Genomic DNA, 21,102 nt, shown 5'->3' with positions numbered 1-21,102 from the left:
GCGCCCCCACGGACCCGCGGGGCCGGCCTCAGCCCAGGCGGCGCACCACGTAGGCCGTGCCGCCCCGCGGGGACGGCTCCTCGCCCACGTACTCCTGGCCCCGCATCTCGCACCACGCCGGGATGTCCAGCCGCGCCGCCTCGTCGTCCGCGAGCACGGTGACCGTGCCGCCCACCGGTACGTCGCCGATCACCTTGGCCAGCTCGATCACAGGGATCGGGCAGCGCTTCCCGAGCGAGTCCACGACCAGAGGGCCGGACCCGGCCGCCGGGGCCGGGGCGGCGACCGGGGCGCCCAGCCGCTCCCGTACCCCCGCGACCACCCCCGGCAGCACGGCCAGGAACCGGTCCACGTCCTCCTCCGCCGTCCCGGCCGGCAGCGACACCCGTACGTTGCCCTCGCTCAGCACCCCCATCGCCCGCAGCACGTGGCTGGGCGTCAGCGTCGAACTCGTGCACGACGAACCGGACGAAACGGAGAAACCCTCCCGGTCCAGCTCGTGCAGAAGCGTCTCCCCGTCCACGTACAGACAGGAGAAGGTGACGAGATGGGGGAGCCGGCGCACCGGGTCGCCCACCACCTCCACGTCCGGCACCAGCTCCGGCACCCGCGCCCGGATCCGGTCCACCAGCGCCCGCAGCCGCGCCCCCTCGGCCTCCGCCTCCGCCCGCACCGCCCGCAGCGAGGCCGCCGCCGCCACGATCGCCGGCAGGTTCTCGAAGCCCGGCGCCCGGCCCGACTCGCGCTCGTCCGAGGGGCCTTGCGGGGCGAACCGGACGCCCTTGCGCACCGCGAGCAGCCCCACACCCGCCGGCCCGCCCCACTTGTGCGCGCTCGCCGCGAGCAGCGACCAGCCCTCCGCCACCGGCCCCCAGGCCAGCGACTGGGCCGCGTCCACGAGCAGCGGCACCCCCGCCTCCCGGCAGGCCGCCGCGGCCCGGGCCACCGGCTGCTCGGTCCCCACCTCGTGGTTGGCCGACTGCAGACAGGCCAGTGCCGTGCTCCCGTCCAGCGCCGCCGCGAACGCGCCCGCCTCCACCGCGCCCCACCGGTCCACCGGCACCTCGGTCACCGACCCGCCGGCCGCCGCGTGCGCCTCGGCCGCGTGCAGGACGGAGGAGTGCTCCACGGCCGAGACCACGAGCCGGTTCCCGACCCGCCGGCGCCCGGCCAGCGCCCCCGACACGCCCGTGTGCACCGCGCGGGTACCCGAAGGAGTGAACACGAGCTCGTCCGCACGGCACCCGACCGCCTCCGCCGCCGCCTCCCGGGCCGCGTCGAGCAGCATCCGGGCCCGCCGTCCCTCCCGGTACAGCCGGGCCGGATCGGCCCACCCCTCGTCCAGGGAGGCCAGCAGGGCCTGGCGGGCGACGGGGTGCAGCGGGGCGGCCGAAGCGGCGTCGAAGTACGGCATCCGCCCACCGTAGAGCCTGCGCGCGGGCCGGCCCCGCCCCACCCGGGTGAGTCCGCGTCAGACCGCCCCCGCGCGGCGCCGGCAGGGCCCGGACCGAGCCGGGGGACCCCCTCCCGGAACCCCGGAGTCCACCCCTTCGGGGAGTCGGACGGCGCGTTGGGCACCCTCCCCGCGCGACCCCAAATAGCGTCCAGTAGGGTTTGGTCCGCATAAACATCCAAACCCCTGCCCGCGGCACGGGGCGGCGACCGACCAGCGAGACGGACGGCCGTGGCCGACCAACGCGGGCCGAGACTCTCGGGAAGGCGCTACGTGAGTCCCAACGGCTCCGACCGCTCGTCGCGGCGCCCGATGCGGCGGAAGCTGCCGCAGGTGCTGACTGCGGGCCTGATCCTGGCGACAGCCACCGGCTGCTCGTACAACTGGGAAGACTTCCCCCGCCTTGGCATGCCCACCCCCGTCACGGAAGAGGCGCCTCGGATCCTCTCCCTGTGGCAGGGCTCCTGGGCGGCCGCGCTGCTCACCGGAATCCTGGTGTGGGGCCTGATCCTCTGGGCCACCATCTTCCACCGGCGCAGCCGCACCAAGGTCGAGGTACCTCCGCAGACCCGTTACAACATGCCCATCGAGGCGCTGTACACGGTCACTCCGCTCATCATCGTCTCGGTGCTGTTCTACTTCACCGCACGCGACGAGTCGAAGCTCCTCGAGCTCTCCCCCAAGCCCGCCCACACCATCAACGTGGTCGGCTACCAGTGGAGCTGGGGCTTCAACTACATCGAGAACGTGCCCGGTGTGAAGGGCGACGCCAAGAAGGACAAGAACCTCGCCTCGATCCCGGACAAGTTCCTCAACGACTTCCCGGACAACGCGGGAGGTGTCTACGACGCGGGCATCCCGGGCGACCGGAACCCGCAGACCGGCAACCCGGGTCCGACCCTGTGGCTGCCCAAGGGCGAGAAGGTCCGGTTCGTCCTGACCTCCCGTGACGTCATCCACTCCTTCTGGGTGGTCCCCTTCCTCATGAAGCAGGACGTCATCCCGGGGCACACCAACGCCTTCGAGGTGACCGCGACCCAGGAGGGCACCTTCCTCGGCAAGTGCGCCGAGCTGTGCGGTGTCGACCACTCCCGGATGCTCTTCAACGTCAAGGTGGTCTCCCCGGAGCGCTACCAGCAGCACCTGAAGGAGCTGGCCGAGAAGGGGCAGACCGGCTACATCCCGTCTGGCATCGAGCAGACGGACCCGGCCAGGAATGCGGAGAAGAACCAACTGTGAGCATCCCCAACGAAACCCAGGGTGCCGCCGCAGCTGAGGACTCGTACGAGAACGAGCTGCCCGTACGGCGCAAGCAGCCCGGCAATGTCGTGGTGAAGTGGCTGACCACCACCGACCACAAGACGATCGGCACGCTCTACCTGGTCACGTCGTTCGTCTTCTTCTGCATCGGCGGTCTCATGGCGCTCTTCATGCGCGCCGAGCTGGCCCGTCCGGGTACGCAGATCATGTCGAACGAGCAGTTCAACCAGGCGTTCACGATGCACGGCACGATCATGCTGCTGATGTTCGCGACGCCGCTGTTCGCCGGATTCGCGAACTGGATCATGCCGCTGCAGATCGGCGCGCCCGACGTGGCGTTCCCGCGGCTGAACATGTTCGCGTACTGGCTCTACCTCTTCGGCTCGATCATCGCGGTGGCCGGCTTCCTCACCCCGCAGGGTGCGGCCGACTTCGGCTGGTTCGCCTACTCCCCGCTGTCGGACGCCGTCCGCTCGCCGGGTGTCGGCGCCGACATGTGGATCATGGGTCTGGCCTTCTCCGGCTTCGGCACGATCCTCGGCTCGGTCAACTTCATCACCACGATCATCTGCATGCGCGCTCCGGGCATGACGATGTTCCGCATGCCGATCTTCACCTGGAACGTGCTGCTGACCGGTGTCCTGGTCCTGCTCGCCTTCCCGGTCCTGGCGGCCGCGCTGTTCGCCCTGGAGGCGGACCGCAAGTTCGGCGCGCACATCTTCGACGCGGCCAACGGTGGAGCGCTGCTCTGGCAGCACCTCTTCTGGTTCTTCGGCCACCCCGAGGTGTACATCATCGCGCTGCCGTTCTTCGGCATCATCTCCGAGGTCATCCCGGTCTTCAGCCGCAAGCCGATGTTCGGCTACATCGGTCTGGTGGCCGCGACCATCGCGATCGCCGGTCTGTCCGTGACCGTGTGGGCGCACCACATGTACGTCACCGGTGGCGTGCTCCTCCCGTTCTTCTCCTTCATGACGTTCCTCATCGCCGTACCGACCGGCGTGAAGTTCTTCAACTGGATCGGAACGATGTGGAAGGGCTCGCTGTCCTTCGAGACCCCGATGCTCTGGGCCGTCGGCTTCCTGATCACCTTCACCTTCGGTGGTCTGACCGGCGTCATCCTGGCCTCGCCCCCGATGGACTTCCACGTCTCGGACTCGTACTTCGTCGTGGCGCACTTCCACTACGTGATCTTCGGCACCGTCGTCTTCGCGATGTTCTCCGGCTTCCACTTCTGGTGGCCGAAGTTCACCGGCAAGATGCTCGACGAGCGCCTGGGCAAGATCACCTTCTGGACGCTGTTCGTGGGCTTCCACGGCACCTTCCTGGTGCAGCACTGGCTCGGTGCCGAGGGCATGCCGCGCCGTTACGCGGACTACCTGGACGCCGACGGCTTCACCGCCCTGAACACGATCTCGACGATCTCCTCGTTCCTGCTCGGTCTGTCGATCCTGCCGTTCTTCTACAACGTCTGGAAGACCGCCAAGTACGGCAAGAAGATCGAGGTCGACGACCCGTGGGGCTACGGCCGCTCGCTCGAGTGGGCGACCTCCTGCCCGCCGCCGCGGCACAACTTCCTCACGCTGCCGCGGATCCGTTCGGAATCCCCGGCGTTCGACCTGCACCACCCTGAGATCGCGGCTGTCGACCAGCTCGAGAACAAGCCTCACGAGGCTGAGGCCCTCACCGGCGGCAAGGAGGCCGGCAAGTGAAGATCCAGGGCAAGATGTTCATCTGGCTGAGCATCTTCATCCTCGCCATGGCGATCCTCTACGGCGTGTGGTCGAAGGAGCCGGTCGGTACGACGGCGCTGTTCCTGGCCTTCGGCCTGGCGATCATGATCGGCTACTACCTGGCCTTCACGGCCAAGCGTGTCGACGCCATGGCGCAGGACGACAAGGAGGCCGACGTCGCGGACGAGGCCGGCGAGCTGGGCTTCTTCGCCCCGCACAGCTGGCAGCCGCTCTCGCTGGCCGTCGGTGGCTCGTTCGCCTTCCTCGCCGTCGCGATGGGCTGGTGGCTGCTGTACTTCTCGGCGCCGCTGATCCTGGTCGGTCTCTTCGGCTGGGTGTTCGAGTTCTACCGCGGTGAGAACCAGAACCAGTAACACCGGCGGTACCCCGCACCACCCCGAGGGGCCCGGACGCTTCGTCACCGAAGCGTCCGGGCCCCTCGTTTGCAGTACTCGGCGCGCCCGGCCGGGAGATTGTCCTTAGCGTGAGGTCATGAACGACACGCCGCGCATCCGGACTGTTCTGAGCTGCACGCTTCTGGTCCTCGCCGTCACCGCCGGCGCCACGTCCTGCGCGGGCCCCGACCGGCATCCGCTGTCGGCGAGGCCCTTCGACGCGGCGGAGCAGGTCGTGTTCAACACGCCCTCCGGCAGCGCCAAGGCGAACCCCGACAAGCCCCTGGAGATCACCGCCAAGGGCGAGGACGGCCGGATCACCGATGTCACCGCCACCGACGAGGCGGGCCGCCACCTGGCGGGCGAGCTCTCCGCAGACGGCCGCCGCTGGCGCTCCACGGCCGCCCTGGCGGCCGGCGCCCGCTACACCGTGCGCGTGGCCACGGAGGACGGGGACGGCGCCCCAGGGGCCCGTACGTTCACGTTCGGGACGGCCCCGGCCAAACGGGCCCTCACCGTCACCTTCGGGCCGGAGGCGGGCACGTACGGCGTCGGGCAGCCCATCACGGCGGACCTCAGCCTCCCCGTCAAGGACCGGGCCGCCCGCGCGGTCGTCGAGCGGGCCCTCAAGGTCCGCTCCACCCCCGCCGTGGAGGGCTCCTGGTACTGGGTGGACGACAAGAAGCTCCACTTCCGGCCGAAGGAGTACTGGCCCGCCGGCGCCCTCGTCTCCGTCACCGGCAACCTGAACGGCCTCAAGGTCGGCGACAAGCTGTACGGCGGCACGTCGAAGCCGCTCCGGCTGAAGATCGGCGACCGGATCGAGGCGATCGCCGACGCCGGCAGTCACTACATGACCGTCAAGCGCAACGGAGAAGTGATCAACACCATTCCGGTGACCACCGGGAAACCGGGCTTCTCCACCCGGAACGGGATCAAAGTGGTACTCGGCAAGGAGTACTACGTCCGCATGCGCGGCACCAGCATCGGCATCGCCGCAGGCAGCTCCGAGTCGTACGACCTGCCCGTCTACTACGCCACCCGGGTGACCTGGAGCGGCGAATACGTCCACGCCGCCCCCTGGTCCGTCGGCTCCCAGGGCGTGGCGAACGTCAGCCACGGCTGCGTCGGCATGTCCACCGGCAACGCGGCCTGGTTCTACGAGACCGTCCGCCCCGGCGACATCGTGAAGACCGTCAACAGCTACGGCGAGACGATGGACCCCTTCGGCAACGGCTTCGGCGACTGGAACCTGCCCTGGGAGAAATGGCGCCAGGGCAGCGCCCTGGTGGCCGACAAGGGCAACCCCGCGGCCACCGAGGACGCCAAGGCCCGCCTGCGGCCCGGTCTCTAGGAGGGCTCGGTTCGCCTCCGGGTGCCTCCGGCGTCTGCCCGCGGCGCCCTTCGGCTCACTCGGCTGCTCCGGTCGGCTCGCCCGTGCGGAGCGTCACGTGCCGATCGCGAGGCGCGAGCGGAGCAGGGACGCCAGGGACGCCGCGAACTCGACAGGTTCCACCGGAAGGGTGACGGCCGCGTCCGCGCGGCTCCACGTGGCCAGCCAGGCGTCCTGCGGGCGCCCGATCAGCAGCAGGACCGGAGGGCAGTGGAAGACCTCGTCCTTGATCTGCCGGCACACCCCCATGCCGCCGGCCGGCACCGCCTCGCCGTCCAGCACACAGGCGTCGATCCCACCCTCCTCCAGGGCCTTCAGGACCGCGGGCAGCGTGGCGCACTCCACGAACTCCACCGGGGGAACGTCGGCGGCGGGCCTGCGCCCGGCCGCCAGCCGGACCTGCGCGCGGGTGTTCGCGTCGTCGCTGTAGACCAGGACCGTGGCACTCGACTGCATCGTTCCTCCGTCTGGAAGGCGGGGTGGTCGTCGTCGACCGGTGCGCCGGATGCTACTCCGCTCCACTGCCCGTCAACACCCGTTCAACACCTGTTCGAAGGGTGCCCCGAGGCCCCTCCGATGGGCCGTTCGGGCTGGACGAGGGCCCCTGACACTCCGAACGGCACCCCCCGGAGTGAGGGCGGGATAAGCGACCGACATAATGTCGGTCGTGGCGACAGTAACGACAGTAGATACCGGGCACGCGCACCCGTCGGTCAATCGACCGAACCTCACCAGCGTCGGAACCATCATCTGGCTGAGTTCCGAGCTGATGTTCTTCGCGGCCCTCTTCGCGATGTACTTCACCCTGCGATCGGTGACGGGTGCCGACTACTGGGCGGAAAAGGCCTCGGCCCTCAACTTCCCGTTCTCGGCGACCAACACCACGATCCTGGTGCTCTCCTCCCTCACCTGTCAGCTCGGCGTCTTCGCCGCCGAGCGGGGCGACGTGAAGAAGCTCCGGACGTGGTTCATCATCACGTTCGTGATGGGTGCGATCTTCATCGGCGGCCAGGTCCTGGAGTACACCGAGCTGGTCAAGCACGAGGGCCTCTCGCTCTCGTCGGACCCGTACGGCTCCGTGTTCTACCTGACCACCGGCTTCCACGGACTGCACGTGACAGGCGGTCTCATCGCCTTCCTGCTGGTCCTCGGCCGGACATACGCCGCCAAGAGGTTCACTCACGAGCAGGCAACCGCCGCCATCGTCGTGTCCTACTACTGGCACTTCGTCGATGTCGTCTGGATCGGCCTCTTCGCCACGATCTACATGATCAAGTAATCGGGCCCGCTCGGCGGACCCGAGACATCCAGCAAGCATCGACGCAGAAGATCCTGACACCGGGGTAATCCGTGAAAAAGCTCTCCGCACGACGACGCCATCCGCTGGCGGCGGTCGTCGTCCTACTTCTCGCGCTGGCGGCCACTGGGGGGCTGTACGCCGCGTTCGCGCCCGCGGGCACGGCGAAGGCCGATGAAACCGCCCAGTCCCTCGCCATCGAGGAGGGCAAGAAGCTCTACTCCGTCGGCTGCGCCAGCTGCCACGGAACCGGCGGTCAGGGCACCACTGACGGCCCGTCCCTGGTCGGCGTCGGTTCGGCCGCCGTCGACTTCCAGGTCGGCACGGGCCGCATGCCGGCCCAGCAGCCGGGCGCCCAAGTCCCGAGGAAGAAGGTCATCTACACGCAGGCTGAGATCGATCAGCTCGCGGCGTACGTCGCCTCCCTCGGCGCCGGCCCGATCACGCCGACGGAGGGCCAGTACAGCCCTGACGGTGCCGACGCCGCCAAGGGTGGCGAGCTGTTCCGCACCAACTGTGCCCAGTGCCACAACTTCACCGGTGAAGGTGGCGCGCTGACCCACGGCAAGTACGCCCCCAGCCTCGAAGGCGTGAGCCCGAAGCACCTCTACGAGGCCATGCAGACCGGCCCGCAGAACATGCCCTCCTTCCCGGACACGACCATGCCGGAGAAGGAGAAGAAGGACATCATCGCGTACGTCCAGGCCGTCAACAGCGAGAAGGCCGACAACCCGGGCGGTCTCAAGCTCGGTGGCCTCGGCCCCGTCAGCGAGGGCCTGTTCGCCTGGATCTTCGGTCTGGGTGCGCTGATCGCAGTTGCCATCTGGGTCGCGGCCCACACCGCTAAGGCCAAGAAGTCATGAGTACCCAAGAGATTCCAGAAGAGAACCTGCCGGCTGGGCAGGACGCCGCGCACGGCGCGGTGAAGGTCGCCGACGACCCGTTCGCCGACCCGGGCCTTCCGCCCCACAAGCCGCGTATCCAGGACATCGACGAGCGGGCCGCCCGGCGGTCCGAGCGCGCGGTCGCCCTCATGTTCACGCTGTCGATGCTGGCCACCATCGCCTTCATCGCCTCGTACGTGATCTTCCCGGTCGACCAGATCGTCTACATCTGGCCGTTCGGCCGGGTGTCGGCGCTCAACTTCGCCCTGGGTCTGACCCTCGGCGCGGCCCTCTTCTTCATCGGCGCGGGCGCGGTCCACTGGGCCCGCACCCTGATGTCCGACGTCGAGGTCGCCGACGAGCGTCACCCGATCGCCGCGTCGCCCGAGGTCAAGGCGCAGGTCATGGCGGACTTCGCGGCCGGTGCCGCCGAGTCCGGCTTCGGCCGCCGCAAGCTGATCCGCAACACGATGTTCGGCGCGCTCTCGCTCGTCCCGCTCTCCGGCCTCGTGCTGATGCGTGACATGGGCCCGCTGCCCGAGAAGAAGCTCCGGACCACCATGTGGGCCAAGGGCAAGCAGCTCATCAACATGAACACGCACGAGCCGCTGCGTCCCGAGGACGTCGCGGTCGGTTCGCTGACCTTCGCGATGCCCGAGGGCCTCTCGGAGCACGACCACCACTTCCAGACCGAGATCGCCAAGGCCGCCCTGATGATCGTCCGGATCCAGCCGGAGGACATCAAGGACAAGCGCGAGCTCGAGTGGTCGCACGAGGGCATCGTCGCCTTCTCGAAGATCTGCACCCACGTGGGCTGCCCGATCTCTCTGTACGAGCAGCAGACGCACCACGTGCTCTGCCCGTGCCACCAGTCCACCTTCGACCTCTCCGACGGCGCCCGCGTCATCTTCGGCCCGGCCGGTCACGCCCTCCCGCAGCTGCGGATCGGCGTGAACGACAAGGGCTTCCTCGAGGCGCTCGGCGACTTCGACGAGCCCGTCGGTCCTGCCTTCTGGGAGCGCGGATGAGCACTGTGACGGATACGAAGAAGGCACCCGCCGGTGAGCGGGTCGCCGACTGGGCCGACGGTCGCCTGGGGATCTACACGCTGGCCAAGGCCAACATGCGGAAGATCTTCCCGGACCACTGGTCCTTCATGCTGGGCGAGATCTGCCTCTACAGCTTCATCATCATCATCCTGACGGGCGTCTACCTGACGATGTTCTTCCACCCGTCGATGAACGAGGTGGAGTACGCCGGACCGTACGTCCCGCTCCAGGGACAGCTGATGTCCGAGGCGTTCAACTCGACCATGCACATCTCGTTCGAGGTGCGCGGTGGTCTGCTCATCCGGCAGATCCACCACTGGGCGGCGCTGATCTTCCTCGCCGGCATGTTCGTGCACATGATGCGCGTCTTCTTCACCGGCGCGTTCCGCAAGCCGCGTGAGATCAACTGGCTGTTCGGCTTCCTGCTGTTCTTCCTGGGCATGTTCACCGGCTTCACCGGCTACTCGCTCCCGGACGACCTGCTCTCCGGCACCGGTGTCCGCTTCATGCAGGGCGCGATCCTGTCCGTGCCGGTCGTCGGCACGTACCTGTCGATGTTCCTGTTCGGCGGGGAGTTCCCCGGCGGCGACTTCGTGGCCCGGTTCTACTCGGCGCACGTGCTGCTGCTGCCCGGCATCATGCTGGGCCTGATGGTCGCGCACCTCATCCTGGTGTTCGTCCACAAGCACACGCACTTCGAGGGCCCCGGCCGTACCAACAAGAACGTCGTCGGCATGCCGCTGCTCCCGGTGTACATGGCCAAGGCCGGCGGCTTCTTCTTCCTGGTCTTCGGTGTCATCGCGATCATCGCGGCCATCGCCTCGATCAACCCGATCTGGGCGCTCGGCCCGTACCGCCCGGACCAGGTGTCCACCGGCGCCCAGCCCGACTGGTACATGGGCTTCGCCGAGGGTCTGATCCGTGTCATGCCGGGCTGGGAGATCAACCTCTGGGGCCACACCCTGGTCCTGGGCGTCTTCATCCCGCTGGTGATCTTCCCGCTGGTGCTCGGCGCGATCGCGGTCTACCCGTTCATCGAGTCCTGGATCACCGGCGACAAGCGCGAGCACCACATCGCGCAGCGCCCGCGCAACGCTCCGACGCGCACCGCCTTCGGTGTCGCCTGGATCACCGCGTACATGATCATGCTCGTGGGTGGTGGAAACGACCTCTGGGCGACCCACTTCCACCTGTCGATCAACTCGATCACCTGGTTCGTCCGGATCTTCTTCTTCGCCGGACCGGTCATCGCGTTCATCATCACCAAGCGGATCTGCCTCGGCCTCCAGCGCCGCGACAAGGACAAGGTGCTGCACGGCCGCGAGTCGGGCATCATCAAGCGCCTCCCGCACGGTGAGTTCGTCGAGGTCCACGAGCCGCTCAGCCAGGGCGAGCTGTACAAGCTCACCGCGCACGAGCAGTACCAGCCCGCCGAGCTGCCGCCGGCCGTCGACGAGAACGGCGTCGAGCGCAAGGTCGGGCGCATGGAGAAGCTGCGGGTCAAGCTCAACAAGGGCTACTACGGCGAGGACAACCAGATCGCCAAGCCCACCGTCGAGGAGTACAAGGAGATCCAGAGCGGCCACGGCCACCACTGATCACCTGACCTCCTCCCCCTGAGGCTCCGCCCCGGGGGACCCCAGAAGGTCGCCACGGCGAGAGCCCCGTCCATTCGATGGACGGGGCTCTTTGCCGTTCCCGCCGGTCGATAGGGTGACCCTGTACGCCGTCACGCGACGACCACCTGGAGCTGCCATGAGCGCTGTGACCCCCGCTGGAGGACCGACCGCGGCGGGCCGCTCCTGGCCCGTCGTCCTGGACGGCCTCCTCACCGGACGCGACCAGAGCGCCGACGACACCGCCTGGGCGATGGACCGGATCCTCCGCGGCGAGGCCACCGACGCCCAGATCGCCGGTTTCGTCGTCGCCCTGCGCGCCAAGGGGGAGACGGTCGAGGAGATCACCGGCCTCGTCCGCACCATGTACGCGCACGCCAACACCATCGACGTGCCCGGCGAGACCGTCGACATCGTCGGCACCGGCGGCGACGGCGCCAAGACGGTGAACATCTCCACCATGTCGGCGATCGTCGTCGCCGGCACCGGCGCCAAGGTGGTCAAGCACGGCAACCGCGCCGCGTCCTCCGCCTCCGGCGCCTCCGACGTCCTGGAGAAGCTCGGCGTCAACCTGGAGCTGACCCCGCGCCGGGTGGCCGAGGTCGCCGAGGAGGCCGGGATCACCTTCTGCTTCGCCGTGAAGTTCCACCCGGCGCTGCGTCACGTGGCCATGGCCCGCAAGGAACTGGGCATCCGCACCGTCTTCAACTTCCTGGGCCCGCTCACCAACCCGGCCCGCGTCCGCGCCCAGGCCACCGGTGTCGCCGACCCCCGGATGGCCCCGATCGTCGCCGGTGTCCTGGCCGAACGCGGCTCCTCCGCCCTGGTCTTCCGCGGTGACGACGGGCTCGACGAGCTGACCACGACCGCCACCTCGCGGGTCTGGGTGGTCCGCGACGGCACCGTACGGGAGGAGGCCTTCGACCCCCGGGACGCGGGTCTCGACCTGGTGCCCGTGGACGCCCTGCGCGGCGCCGACGCCTCGTACAACGCCGATGTGGCCCGCCGGCTGCTCGCGGGGGAGACCGGCCCGGTACGGGACGCGGTGCTGCTCAACTCGGCGGCGGCGCTCACCGCCCTCCGGCCGGGCGGCGGCACCCTCGTCGAGCAGATCCGCGCGGGCATCGAGCAGGCCGCCGAGTCCATCGACTCCGGCGCCGCCCGGCGCGCCCTGGAGCGCTGGATCGCCGCCAGCAACGCCTGAGCCCCGCGCTCGCACCGCCCCGGCGGAGACGACCCCGGTCCAGCATGCGGACCGGGGTCTTGCGTTCCGGCGATCATGTGGCAGGATGCGTGGCAGGTCATGAGTGACAGCTGTGAAGCCCCGGCTAGCTGTCCGGCAACCCTCCGTCCGTGGCGGGGTGCCCCGGGTGAAGACCAGGCCGTAGGCAGCGAGGTCTACGGCAAGCGCGGACCCCTCGACACCAGGGGTCCTGGTCTCTCGAGGAGCGTTTTTCCGTGAGCAAGCGAATGCGATAGGGCGAGTCCGCCCCTTCTTCACCCTCGGACACGGGGTCATTTCCCCGCACGCGCGTCCGTGCGCGTCCGCGTCCCCCCGAGCCTCCGAGGCAGCACCCGTACCCCGCCGTGCCCGGCCGCGTACGGGATCCACCGAAGCCATTCCGCACTGCCCCGCCGGGAGATACCGCCATGTCCGCACGCCCGAACGCCGCTGTTTCCGCCCCCGCCGCCGAGTCCGCCGACCCCTGCTGCGAGGCCCCGCTCCCGGTCCTCGGCCGCGACGTCACCGTCCCCCTCGTCACCGGCGGCGAGGTGACCTACGCCGCGCTCGACTACGCCGCCAGCGCCCCCGCCCTCCAGCGCGTGTGGGACGACGTCGCCGCCTACGCCCCGTACTACGGCAGCGTCCACCGCGGGGCCGGCTACCTCTCCCAGCTCTCCACCGACCTCTTCGAGAACAGCCGGACCACCGTCGCCGAGTTCCTCGACTGCCGCCCCGGCGACCAGGTCGTCTTCACCCGCTCCACCACCGACTCCCTCAACCTCCTCGCGCGGGCGCTCCCGGACGGCTGCCAGGTCTTCGTCTTCGAGACCGAGCACCACGCCTCGCTCCTGCCGTGGCAGGACGCCCGCGTCACCTACCTCGACGCGCCCCGCACCCCCGCCCAGGCCGTCGAGACCCTGGAGCGGGCGCTCGCCGACCGCGACCCGTACGGCCCGGCCCTGGTCTGCGTCACCGGCGCCTCCAACGTCACCGGCGAGCTGTGGCCGGTCCGCGAACTGGCCGCCGCCGCGCACGCCCACGGGGCCCGGATCGTGCTCGACGCCGCCCAGCTCGCCCCCCACCACCCGGTCTCCGTCACCGGACTCGACGTCGACTGGGTCGCCTTCTCCGGGCACAAGCTGTACGCGCCGTTCGGCTCCGGCGTCCTCGCCGGCCGCGCCGACTGGCTCCAGGACGCCGACCCGTACCTCGCGGGCGGCGGTGCCTCCCGCACGGTGGCGCGCCGGTCGGACGGCGGGGTGGACGTGGAGTGGCACACCACCGCGGCCCGGCACGAGGCCGGTTCGCCGAACGTCATCGGGGTCTACGCCATCGCCGCGGCCTGCAAGGCGCTCACCGACGCCGGCTTCGACCGGCTGGTCGCCCGCGAGCGGCACCTCATCGAGAAGGTGCGCACCGGTCTCGCCGGCGTCCCCCAGGTGAAGGTGCTCTCCCTCTTCGGCGACGACGCGCCCCGTGTCGGCGTCCTCTCCTTCGTCGTGGAGGGCTGGAACAGCTCCCACTTCGCCGCCGCGCTCTCCGCCGAGTACGGCATCGGCGTCCGCGACGGCCTCTTCTGCGCCCACCCGCTGGTCCGCACCCTGCTCGGCAGCGACCCGCAGGACGTCGGCGCCTGCGGCGCCCCGGAGGCGCGGCCGGGCGAGCGGTCCCTCAACGCGATCCGGGTGAGCTTCGGCGCCGGCACCCCCGACGAGCACGTGGACCGGTTCGTCGGCGCGGTGAAGGAGCTCGTGCGGGACGGCGCCCGCTGGTCGTACCGCACCGAGGACGGCCGCTGCGTCCCGGACCGCGGCTGACCGCATCCCGCCGGGCACCCACTCGAAGCTGATCACTCACTCGTACGGGTGAAGGGGGCCTCCCGCGCCGGGAGGCCCCCTTCACCGTGCCGTCCGAGGGCGCTCAGGACTCCAGACCGATGGCGAAGGCCGCCTCCAGGTCGTGCTGGGAGTACGTCCGGAACGCGACGTGCGTGTCGGTGGCCTCCACGCCCGGGATCTTGCTGATCCGGCCCGGAATGACGTCCGCCAGATCGTCGTGGCGCGGCACCCGGACCATGGCGATCAGGTCGTAGGTGCCCGTCACCGAGAAGACTTCGCTGACGTTCTCCAGGGCGGCGATCGACTCGGCGATCTCGGGGATGCGGTCCACGCTGGTCTTGATGAGCACGATCGCGGTGATCACGGCTGGCTTTCTCCCTCGGTCGCCGCGGCTGGGGCTTTCACTCTATCCCCACCGCGGTAGCGGCCCCAGGCGTAGAGGAAGCCGACGGAGAAGCCCACCACATGGGCCAGATAGGCGACGCCGGGGCCGGCTCCGGCGGACCGGGCGGCCAGCCACTGGAGCACGAACCAGAAGATCAGCACGATCCAGGCGGGGAAGCGCAGCGGCAGGAAGAAGAGGAAGGGGAAGAGGCTGGTGACCCGGGCGCGGGGGAAGAGGAAGAGGAAGGCCCCCAGCACCGCGGAGATCGCCCCCGAGGCCCCGACCAGGGTCTGCTCGCTGTCCGCGTGCGCCACCGCGTAGCCGAGCAGCGCCAGGTAGCCGGTGACGACGTAGAAGAGGGCGAAGCCGACCGGGCCCATCCGCTCCTCGGTCATCGCCCCGAAGACGTACAGGAACAGCATGTTCCCCAGCAGGTGCAGCCAGCTGCCGTGGACGAAGAGGGCCGTCAGCGGGGTGAGCAGGGCCCGCGGCTCGCCGCTGATCAGCTCCGCCGGGACGACCCCCCAGGCGCGGAAGTACGCGCTCTGCGCGGCGAGCAGCGCGTCCCCGGTGCCGTACCCCGGATGGAGCCCGGACACCGGGCCGACCGCGAAGAGGAGACAGCAGGCGGCGATCAGCGTGTAGGTCACCGCGGGCCCGTGCCGGGCGCCGCGCCACGCTCCCCGGGCCGCTCGTCGCCAGTCGATCATGCGGAGATGATGACGCAAGACGGGCGAAGTGGACAGAGTGCCTCGCCGTGCCGCCGCGTACCGGGGAGGCCGTAGGGTTACGGGCAGTACAACCGCAGTTCGACGGCGCACCGCGGCTCCCGCACCTGGTACCACCGCAACAGGAAGAAGGACGGCACGATGACGACGGTTCCCCTGCCGACCGACGAGACCCGCTGGCGCTGCACGCTCTGCGGCAATCTGACCCGCTTCGACGTGACCCGCTCGTCCAAGGTCGTGGAGTACGTCCATCTGGACCTGGCCGGGGAGCCGACGGTCGAGGAGCGTCAGGTGGTCAGTGAGACCATCGAGTCGGTCCGCTGCCGCTGGTGCAACGCGGTGGACCAGATCGAGCTGGTGGACAGGCCGGGCGCCGCCTCCTGAGGCCGGCGCGGACGACATAGGGGTGACGGATCGTGGAGCAGCCCGCGCACGGTGGTGAGCCGGCCGGCGCGGCAGGTGACGCTGCCGAGACGCTCGACCACCCACTGCCGGAAGGTGTACGGCGGCGGGTCGTCGCGCTGGTCGCCGACGCCTTCGGCGGGCTGACCGTCGCGGAGCTGCCCGCACCCCTCCGCCAGTACGCCCGGTTCACCGCGAGCCGCCGGGCCAGGTTCGCCGGCAACGCGATGGCGACGGCCCTGGAGACCGACCCCCTCTTCCGGCAGCGGATCGGCGAGCGGTTCCGCACGGCCCAGCCCGACCTCGCCGCCACCGTCGAGTCGGGCGCCCCGCCCGCCGCCGTCGACCCCGTCGAGGTGGCCGCAGCCGCCTACGTGCTGCGCCCGCCGGGCTGGGTCAAGCTGGTCGCCGCCGCCGGCGAGGAGGCCGTCCGCGCGGACGCCGAGCGGGCCGACGAGGCCGGCCGGCGCGAGCTGGAGCGGCTGCGCGGGGAACTCGCGGCCGCCCGGGACCGGGCCAGGGCCGAGACCGAGCAGCTGCGCCACGACCTGGAGGCGGCCCGCAAGGAAGCGGAATCGGTCCACCGCAAGCTGCGCGGCGCCCAGAGCGACGTCAGGCGCGGCGAGGCGGCCCTGCGCCGCGCCCAGGCCGAGATGGACGCCGTACGGGCGGAGGCGGCCGCGCAGGTCTCGGCCGCCGAGAGCGAGAGCCGGCGGCTCAAGGCGCGGCTCGGCGAGGTCGAGGCCGCCCTGGAGGCGAGCCGGCGGGCCGTCAGGGAAGGGCGCTGGGTGGAGGACATGCGGCTGCGGCTGCTGCTCGACACGGTCCTCGACGCGGCGCAGGGCCTGCGGCGCGAACTCGCCCTGCCCCCGGTCTCCGTGCACCCCGCCGACACGGTGGACGCGGTCGCGCCCGGCCGGATGTCCGCCAAGGACATCGCCGCCCGTGCCCTCTCCGAGACCGACCCGGCCCTGCTCGACCAGCTGCTCGCCCTGCCGCAGACGCATCTGGTCGTCGACGGCTACAACGTCACCAAGACCGGCTATCCGACGATGCCGCTGGAGAAGCAGCGGCTGCGGCTGCTCGGCGGGCTCTCGGCCCTCGCGGCCCGCTCCGGGGCCGAGGTCACCTGTGTCTTCGACGGGGCGGAGCTGGCGGCCCCGGTGCTCCTCGCGCCGCCGCGCGGGGTGCGGGTGCTGTTCTCCAAGCCGGGCGTGACGGCGGACGAGCTGATCCGCCAGCTGGTGCGGGCGGAGCCGCCGGGGCGGCCGGTGGTGGTGGTCTCCACCGACCGGGAGGTCGCCGACGGAGTGGCGAAGGCCGGCGCCCGGCCCGTGGCGTCCGCCTTGTTGCTGAAGCGCCTTTCGCGGCTCTCGTAACACCTGTCAACGCACGGGCGCTATGACCGAATTATGGATGGCTTACCGTCAAGTGGCCATCACCGCCCGTGGACTGTGTGTAAATAAAGTGGTGCGTGGGCGAGATTTTTGCCAGTGGGATTTGAACTGATCACAAGTTGGTCACTAGGGTCAGGCCTCGAACCTTCGCGCGGTTGATCACCCATCCGGGGTGACAGCGAAGGAACCGCCTGCCCCTCACCGGTTGGGCGGCGCTCGAGGAAGAAGGAGCTCGCCTTCGTGGCGTCCCACCGTCGACCCAAGCAGCCGAGCCGTACCCGCGTGACCGTGCTCACCGCGACCGCGGCCGCCGCCGTCGCGCTCTCCGCACAGACCGGCGCCCAGGCGGCTCCCAAGCCCAAGATCGACGAGGTCAAGTCCAAGGTCGACGCGCTGCACCACGAGGCCGAGGAGGCCACGGAGCAGTACAACCTGGCCGAGGAGCGCCGCGGAAAGCTCCAGAAGGAGATCGGCGACCTCCAGGACAAGGTCGCCCGAGGCCAGCAGGAGCTCAACACCCTGCGCGACCAGATCGGTTCGGTCGCCAGCGCCCAGTACCGCTCCGGCGGCATCGACCCGGCCCTCCAGCTCTTCCTCTCCGCCGACCCGGACACCTACCTCGACAAGGCGTCCGCGATCGACCAGCTGAGCGCCCAGCAGGCCGACGTCCTCACCACCATCCAGGGCAAGCAGCGCTCCCTCGCCCAGCAGCGGGCCGAGGCCACCGCGAAGCTCGCCGACCTCGAGGACGTCCGCAAGACCCTCGGCGCCAAGAAGAAGAAGTACCTCGGCAAGCTCGCCGAGGCGCGCCAGCTGCTCAACACCCTCACCCAGGAGGAGCGCGAGCGCCTGGAGCAGGCGGAGCGCGCCAAGGAGCAGCGCGCCAGCCGCGCCGCCGGCGAGCGCATGGACCTCGGCAACGAGGTGCCCGCCTCCGGCCTCGGCGGCGCCGCCCTCGCCGCCGCCGCCACCCAGATCGGCAAGCCGTACGTCTCCGGGGCCGAGGGCCCCAACTCGTACGACTGCTCCGGTCTGACCCAGTGGGCCTACCGCCAGGCCGGCGCCCGGCTCACCCGCACCACCTACACCCAGCAGAACGACGGCGTGAAGATCGGCCGCAGCCAGCTCAAGCCGGGCGACCTCGTCTTCTTCAACGGCCTGTCGCACGTGGGCCTGTACGCGGGCAACAACACGATCCTGCACGCTCCCAAGCCGGGCGCCAACGTCCGTTACGAGTCGATGGACTACATGGGCACCTTCCAGTTCGGCGTCCGCATCGGCGGCTGAAACCCGCCCGACCGCTTCGGACTGCCGCCCAATCGGGTGGTTCACCCCGCACCACGCTGACCTGACGCCCCGCCGGTGACCTGTGTTCTCCGGCGGGGCGTCACTGTGCGTGCCCTCCGGGTTCGTTGGACACGACGTCATGTGCGGCTACTGTCTGCCGCGCTGTCTGCGTCGATCCAACGGAGCGTGATACGTGGCGTCCCACCGCCGACCCACGAGGGTCACCGTGCTGACCGCCGCCGCGGCCACCGCGGCGGCGTCCTTCGGGGCCGTCCCCGCGAGCGCCGACCCGGGGGCCACCCCGGAGGCGACCCGCGCCACCGTCGACCGCCTCTTCGAGGAGGCCGAGCGGGCCACGGAGGCGTACCACCGGGCCGACGAGAAGGCGGACGCGCTGCGGGCCGCGGTCTCCCGCGCACAGGACGGCCTCGCCCGCGGCCAGGAGCGGATCAACCGCATGCGGGGCGTGCTCGGTTCGGTCGCCGGCGCCCAGTACCGCTCCGGCGGCATCGACCCCGCCCTCGCCCTGCTGCTCTCCGCCGACCCGGACAGCTACCTCGACCGGGCCTCCGCCCTCGACCGGGTCACGGCCCGGCAGGGCGTCGCCCTCGGTGAGCTCCGGCGCGAGCAGCGCCGGCTCCACCAGGTGCGCGCCGAGGCCGGGAAGACGCTCGCCGAACTGGAGCGCAGCCGGGCCGAGGTCGCCCGCCACAAGCGGACCGTGGAGGGCAAGCTGGCGCAGGCCCGCCGGGTGCTGGCCGCCCTGACCGCCGAGGAGCGCGCAGACTTCGAGCGGGCCTCCCGCACCGGCGGCCGCGCGGACGGACCGGCCGCGGCGACCGCCTCCGAGCCGTCGCCCGTCGCGGACGCCGCCCCCGGCTCCTCGCGGGCCGCCGCCGCCGTCCTCGCCGCCCGCAGCGCCGTCGGCAAGCCGTACGTGTGGGGTGCGACGGGCCCCTCCGCCTTCGACTGCTCGGGCCTGATGGTCTGGTCGTACCGCCAGGCGGGCATCAGCCTGCCCCGTACCTCGGCCGCGCAGCGGTACGCGGGCCGTCAGGTGCCGCTCTCGCAGGCGCGGCCCGGGGACCTCGTGACGTACCGGGGCGACGCCAGCCACGTCGGCATCTACGCCGGCGACGGCCAGGTCATCCACGCCCCCTACCCGGGCGCCCGGGTCCGCTACGACCCGGTGAACATGATGTCGCACGTCACCGTGACCCGCGTCTGACCGGCCAGCGCCCCGGAGGCCCGCCGCCCCACCCGTACGATCGGGCCGTGGCGGTTCAGGACGGCGGTGCGGTGCGGCGGACGGCCGCGGCCTGCCTGGCGGCCCTGCTGCTCGTCCTCACCGGCTGCGGGGAGCCCGCCCCCGGCGCCCCGGCACGGGCGGAGGCGCAGGGCCTGCTCGACCGGTACGCGCGTGCCCTGCTCGACCGCGACGAGCCCGCCTACCGCCGCACGCTCGACCCGGCCGGCTCCCCGGACACCCGCGCCGCCTTCCGCCGCCTCGCCGAAGTCCCGCTCGGCACCCTGCGCTACCGGGTCACCGGCGTGGACCCGGCGGGCACCGGCCGCGCCACCGTCCGGGCCGAACTCGCCCACCGGATCGAGGGCTACGACTCCGGGGCCGCGACCGGCGACCGGGTCCTCGACCTCACCGAGCGGGACGGCCGCTGGTACGTGAGCGGCGACCGGCCCGCCCCCGGCGCCCCCCAGCAGCTCTGGTGGCAGGGGGAGGTCCGGGCGGTTACCGGGCGGCACGGTCTGGTCCTCGGGGTGGGCCAGGACCCGGAGCGGCTGCGGCGGATCGCGGCGGAGGCCGACCGGGCCGTGCCCGCCGTCCAGGCCGCCTGGGACGGTGACTGGGCGGGCCGGATCGTCGTCCTGGTGCCCGCGACGGTCGACGCGATGGGCGGGCTGCTCGGCGCGCCTGCCGACACCTACCGGGGCATCGCGGCGGTCACCACCGGCCGGGTCGGCGGCGGTCCCGCGGCACCGGCGGACCGGGTCGTCGTCAACCCGGAGGCGTACGGCTCCCTGAGCGCCTTCGGCCGGCAGTTCGTCCTCACCCACGAGACGGTCCACGTCGCCACCCGGACCCTGACCTCGCCGGCCACCCCGGTCTGGCTCTCCGAGGGCTTCGCCGACTGGGTGGCCGACCGCGGCACCGGCCGCACCGCCGCCGAGGCCGCCCCCGAACTGCACCGCGCGGTGCGCGCGGGCCGGCTCCCCGCACGCCTCCCGGAGGACGGGGACTTCGCCTTCGACGGCGACCCGGAGGCGCTGGCGCGGGCGTACGGGAGCGGATGGCTGGCCTGCGAGCTGATCGCCGACCGGTGGGGCGAGAGGGAACTGACCGCCTTCTACCGCGCGGTGGGCGCCCAGCGGCGGCGCGAGGGCGCGGTCGGCAGGGCGCTCGGCGAGGTGCTGGGCGTCACGGAGGCGGAGTTCACGCGGCGGTGGCGGGCGTTCGTCGCGGAGCGGCTCGGCTGAGCTGGGCACGCCGGGCCGACGCGAGCCCGGCAAGATCCGAAAGACAGGCCCTAGGTGTATTGACCCGCAGCGTTGTTGACGCGGGTGATGGGCGGGTGTCCGCTGAGTGCGGTGTGGCAGCGGTGGTGGTTGTAGGTGTGGAGGAAGTCTGCCAGGGCTTCGGTCCGCTCGGTGTTCGAGGTGTAGGGCCGCAGGTAGGCCCACTCGTCGAGGAGGGTGCGGTTGAAGCGTTCGACCTTGCCGTTGGTCTGCGGCCGGTAGGGCCGG

Annotated in this window: 20 protein-coding genes and 1 riboswitch; of the genes, 15 read left to right on the top strand and 5 right to left on the bottom strand. The window is 71.1% G+C overall.

The window, feature by feature from the left end:
• Positions 1–28 precede the first annotated feature (28 nt).
• Positions 29–1,414 carry a cysteine desulfurase/sulfurtransferase TusA family protein gene (locus ABTY40_RS22315; RefSeq protein ID WP_352061133.1) on the bottom strand — a complete coding sequence of 462 codons (1,386 nt, stop codon included), beginning with the start codon at positions 1,412–1,414 and terminating at the stop codon, positions 29–31.
• A gap of 312 nt (positions 1,415–1,726) precedes the next feature.
• On the opposite strand from ABTY40_RS22315, the gene ctaC reads away from it, so the two are divergent.
• From ctaC to ABTY40_RS22295, 4 genes are all read left to right on the top strand, one after another.
• Positions 1,727–2,692, top strand: a complete 966-nt coding sequence (gene ctaC / locus ABTY40_RS22310) for an aa3-type cytochrome oxidase subunit II (protein WP_345281228.1) — start codon at positions 1,727–1,729, stop codon at positions 2,690–2,692.
• Complete coding sequence (ctaD, locus tag ABTY40_RS22305) at positions 2,689–4,425, top strand: aa3-type cytochrome oxidase subunit I (protein WP_309049711.1); 1,737 nt, start codon at positions 2,689–2,691, stop codon at positions 4,423–4,425. Before ctaC ends, ctaD begins: the two co-directional genes overlap by 4 nt.
• Complete coding sequence (locus tag ABTY40_RS22300; protein WP_309049710.1) at positions 4,422–4,820, top strand: cytochrome c oxidase subunit 4; 399 nt, start codon at positions 4,422–4,424, stop codon at positions 4,818–4,820. The genes ctaD and ABTY40_RS22300 overlap by 4 nt, the downstream gene beginning before the upstream one ends.
• A gap of 118 nt (positions 4,821–4,938) precedes the next feature.
• The gene (locus ABTY40_RS22295) at positions 4,939–6,195 is read left to right on the top strand and encodes a L,D-transpeptidase (protein ID WP_352061132.1); all 1,257 of its coding nucleotides are present in this window, start codon (positions 4,939–4,941) and stop codon (positions 6,193–6,195) included.
• 93 nt (positions 6,196–6,288) lie between these two features.
• Here the strand turns inward: ABTY40_RS22295 and ABTY40_RS22290 are convergent, their stop codons facing one another.
• Positions 6,289–6,690, bottom strand: coding sequence for a response regulator transcription factor (locus ABTY40_RS22290; protein WP_352061131.1), 402 nt, complete (start codon positions 6,688–6,690; stop codon positions 6,289–6,291).
• A 202-nt stretch (positions 6,691–6,892) separates the two neighbouring features.
• On the opposite strand from ABTY40_RS22290, the gene ctaE reads away from it, so the two are divergent.
• The 6 genes from ctaE to ABTY40_RS22260 all read left to right on the top strand — a co-directional run bounded on the left by ctaE (position 6,893) and on the right by ABTY40_RS22260 (position 14,122).
• On the top strand, positions 6,893–7,513 hold the full coding sequence (gene ctaE / locus ABTY40_RS22285) for an aa3-type cytochrome oxidase subunit III (RefSeq protein WP_352061130.1): 621 nt from the start codon (positions 6,893–6,895) through the stop codon (positions 7,511–7,513).
• A gap of 71 nt (positions 7,514–7,584) precedes the next feature.
• The gene (qcrC, locus tag ABTY40_RS22280) at positions 7,585–8,394 is read left to right on the top strand and encodes a cytochrome bc1 complex diheme cytochrome c subunit (protein ID WP_345281221.1); all 810 of its coding nucleotides are present in this window, start codon (positions 7,585–7,587) and stop codon (positions 8,392–8,394) included.
• The gene (qcrA, locus tag ABTY40_RS22275) at positions 8,391–9,443 is read left to right on the top strand and encodes a cytochrome bc1 complex Rieske iron-sulfur subunit (RefSeq protein WP_309049705.1); all 1,053 of its coding nucleotides are present in this window, start codon (positions 8,391–8,393) and stop codon (positions 9,441–9,443) included. Before qcrC ends, qcrA begins: the two co-directional genes overlap by 4 nt.
• The gene (gene qcrB / locus ABTY40_RS22270; RefSeq protein WP_345281218.1) at positions 9,440–11,062 is read left to right on the top strand and encodes a cytochrome bc1 complex cytochrome b subunit; all 1,623 of its coding nucleotides are present in this window, start codon (positions 9,440–9,442) and stop codon (positions 11,060–11,062) included. The genes qcrA and qcrB overlap by 4 nt, the downstream gene beginning before the upstream one ends.
• A 157-nt stretch (positions 11,063–11,219) precedes the next feature.
• Entirely contained in the window at positions 11,220–12,284 is a 1,065-nt protein-coding gene (trpD, locus tag ABTY40_RS22265) for an anthranilate phosphoribosyltransferase (RefSeq protein WP_352061129.1), read from the top strand.
• A 95-nt stretch (positions 12,285–12,379) separates the two neighbouring features.
• Positions 12,380–12,496, top strand: a riboswitch (SAM riboswitch).
• A 234-nt stretch (positions 12,497–12,730) separates the two neighbouring features.
• Complete coding sequence (locus ABTY40_RS22260; protein WP_352061128.1) at positions 12,731–14,122, top strand: aminotransferase class V-fold PLP-dependent enzyme; 1,392 nt, start codon at positions 12,731–12,733, stop codon at positions 14,120–14,122.
• A 103-nt stretch (positions 14,123–14,225) separates the two neighbouring features.
• Here the strand turns inward: ABTY40_RS22260 and ABTY40_RS22255 are convergent, their stop codons facing one another.
• Both ABTY40_RS22255 and ABTY40_RS22250 read right to left on the bottom strand, forming a co-directional pair.
• Entirely contained in the window at positions 14,226–14,507 is a 282-nt protein-coding gene (locus ABTY40_RS22255) for an Lrp/AsnC family transcriptional regulator (RefSeq protein WP_345281213.1), read from the bottom strand.
• Positions 14,504–15,238, bottom strand: a complete 735-nt coding sequence (locus tag ABTY40_RS22250) for a rhomboid family intramembrane serine protease (protein ID WP_352061127.1) — start codon at positions 15,236–15,238, stop codon at positions 14,504–14,506. Before ABTY40_RS22250 ends, ABTY40_RS22255 begins: the two co-directional genes overlap by 4 nt.
• Before the next feature lie 159 nt (positions 15,239–15,397).
• On the opposite strand from ABTY40_RS22250, the gene ABTY40_RS22245 reads away from it, so the two are divergent.
• The 5 genes from ABTY40_RS22245 (at position 15,398) to ABTY40_RS22225 (ending at position 20,835) form a co-directional block, all read left to right on the top strand.
• Positions 15,398–15,640, top strand: coding sequence for a hypothetical protein (locus ABTY40_RS22245; RefSeq protein WP_309049699.1), 243 nt, complete (start codon positions 15,398–15,400; stop codon positions 15,638–15,640).
• A gap of 32 nt (positions 15,641–15,672) precedes the next feature.
• On the top strand, positions 15,673–17,037 hold the full coding sequence (locus tag ABTY40_RS22240; protein WP_352061126.1) for an NYN domain-containing protein: 1,365 nt from the start codon (positions 15,673–15,675) through the stop codon (positions 17,035–17,037).
• A gap of 258 nt (positions 17,038–17,295) precedes the next feature.
• Positions 17,296–18,342, top strand: coding sequence for a C40 family peptidase (locus ABTY40_RS22235; RefSeq protein WP_352061125.1), 1,047 nt, complete (start codon positions 17,296–17,298; stop codon positions 18,340–18,342).
• A gap of 193 nt (positions 18,343–18,535) precedes the next feature.
• Positions 18,536–19,570 carry a C40 family peptidase gene (locus ABTY40_RS22230; protein ID WP_352061124.1) on the top strand — a complete coding sequence of 345 codons (1,035 nt, stop codon included), beginning with the start codon at positions 18,536–18,538 and terminating at the stop codon, positions 19,568–19,570.
• Between the two features lie 47 nt (positions 19,571–19,617).
• On the top strand, positions 19,618–20,835 hold the full coding sequence (locus ABTY40_RS22225) for a hypothetical protein (RefSeq protein WP_352061123.1): 1,218 nt from the start codon (positions 19,618–19,620) through the stop codon (positions 20,833–20,835).
• Between the two features lie 50 nt (positions 20,836–20,885).
• On the opposite strand, the gene ABTY40_RS22220 is transcribed toward ABTY40_RS22225, so the two are convergent.
• Positions 20,886–21,102: integrase core domain-containing protein (locus ABTY40_RS22220; protein WP_352061122.1), on the bottom strand; the 217-nt coding region annotated here is incomplete at its 5' end.

Origin of the sequence: Streptomyces sp. NPDC126503 (assembly GCF_040302405.1) — a bacterium.
GTDB classification, from domain to species: domain Bacteria; phylum Actinomycetota; class Actinomycetes; order Streptomycetales; family Streptomycetaceae; genus Streptomyces; species Streptomyces gulbargensis.
The sequence above is the reverse complement of the archived record's forward strand: the minus strand, read 5'-3'. Positions and strand labels throughout refer to the sequence as shown.

Bases quoted from the DNA above. Each gene is read 5' to 3' on its own strand.
- ABTY40_RS22315 (WP_352061133.1), bottom strand. From the start codon at position 1,414: ATGCCGTACTTCGACGCCGCTTCGGCCGCCCCGCTGCACCCCGTCGCC.
- ABTY40_RS22295 (WP_352061132.1), top strand. From the start codon at position 4,939: ATGAACGACACGCCGCGCATCCGGACTGTTCTGAGCTGCACGCTTCTG.
- ABTY40_RS22290 (WP_352061131.1), bottom strand. From the start codon at position 6,690: ATGCAGTCGAGTGCCACGGTCCTGGTCTACAGCGACGACGCGAACACC.
- ctaE (WP_352061130.1), top strand. From the start codon at position 6,893: ATGTCGGTCGTGGCGACAGTAACGACAGTAGATACCGGGCACGCGCAC.
- qcrA (WP_309049705.1), top strand. From the start codon at position 8,391: ATGAGTACCCAAGAGATTCCAGAAGAGAACCTGCCGGCTGGGCAGGAC.
- qcrB (WP_345281218.1), top strand. From the start codon at position 9,440: ATGAGCACTGTGACGGATACGAAGAAGGCACCCGCCGGTGAGCGGGTC.
- trpD (WP_352061129.1), top strand. From the start codon at position 11,220: ATGAGCGCTGTGACCCCCGCTGGAGGACCGACCGCGGCGGGCCGCTCC.
- ABTY40_RS22260 (WP_352061128.1), top strand. From the start codon at position 12,731: ATGTCCGCACGCCCGAACGCCGCTGTTTCCGCCCCCGCCGCCGAGTCC.
- ABTY40_RS22250 (WP_352061127.1), bottom strand. From the start codon at position 15,238: ATGATCGACTGGCGACGAGCGGCCCGGGGAGCGTGGCGCGGCGCCCGG.
- ABTY40_RS22245 (WP_309049699.1), top strand. From the start codon at position 15,398: ATGACGACGGTTCCCCTGCCGACCGACGAGACCCGCTGGCGCTGCACG.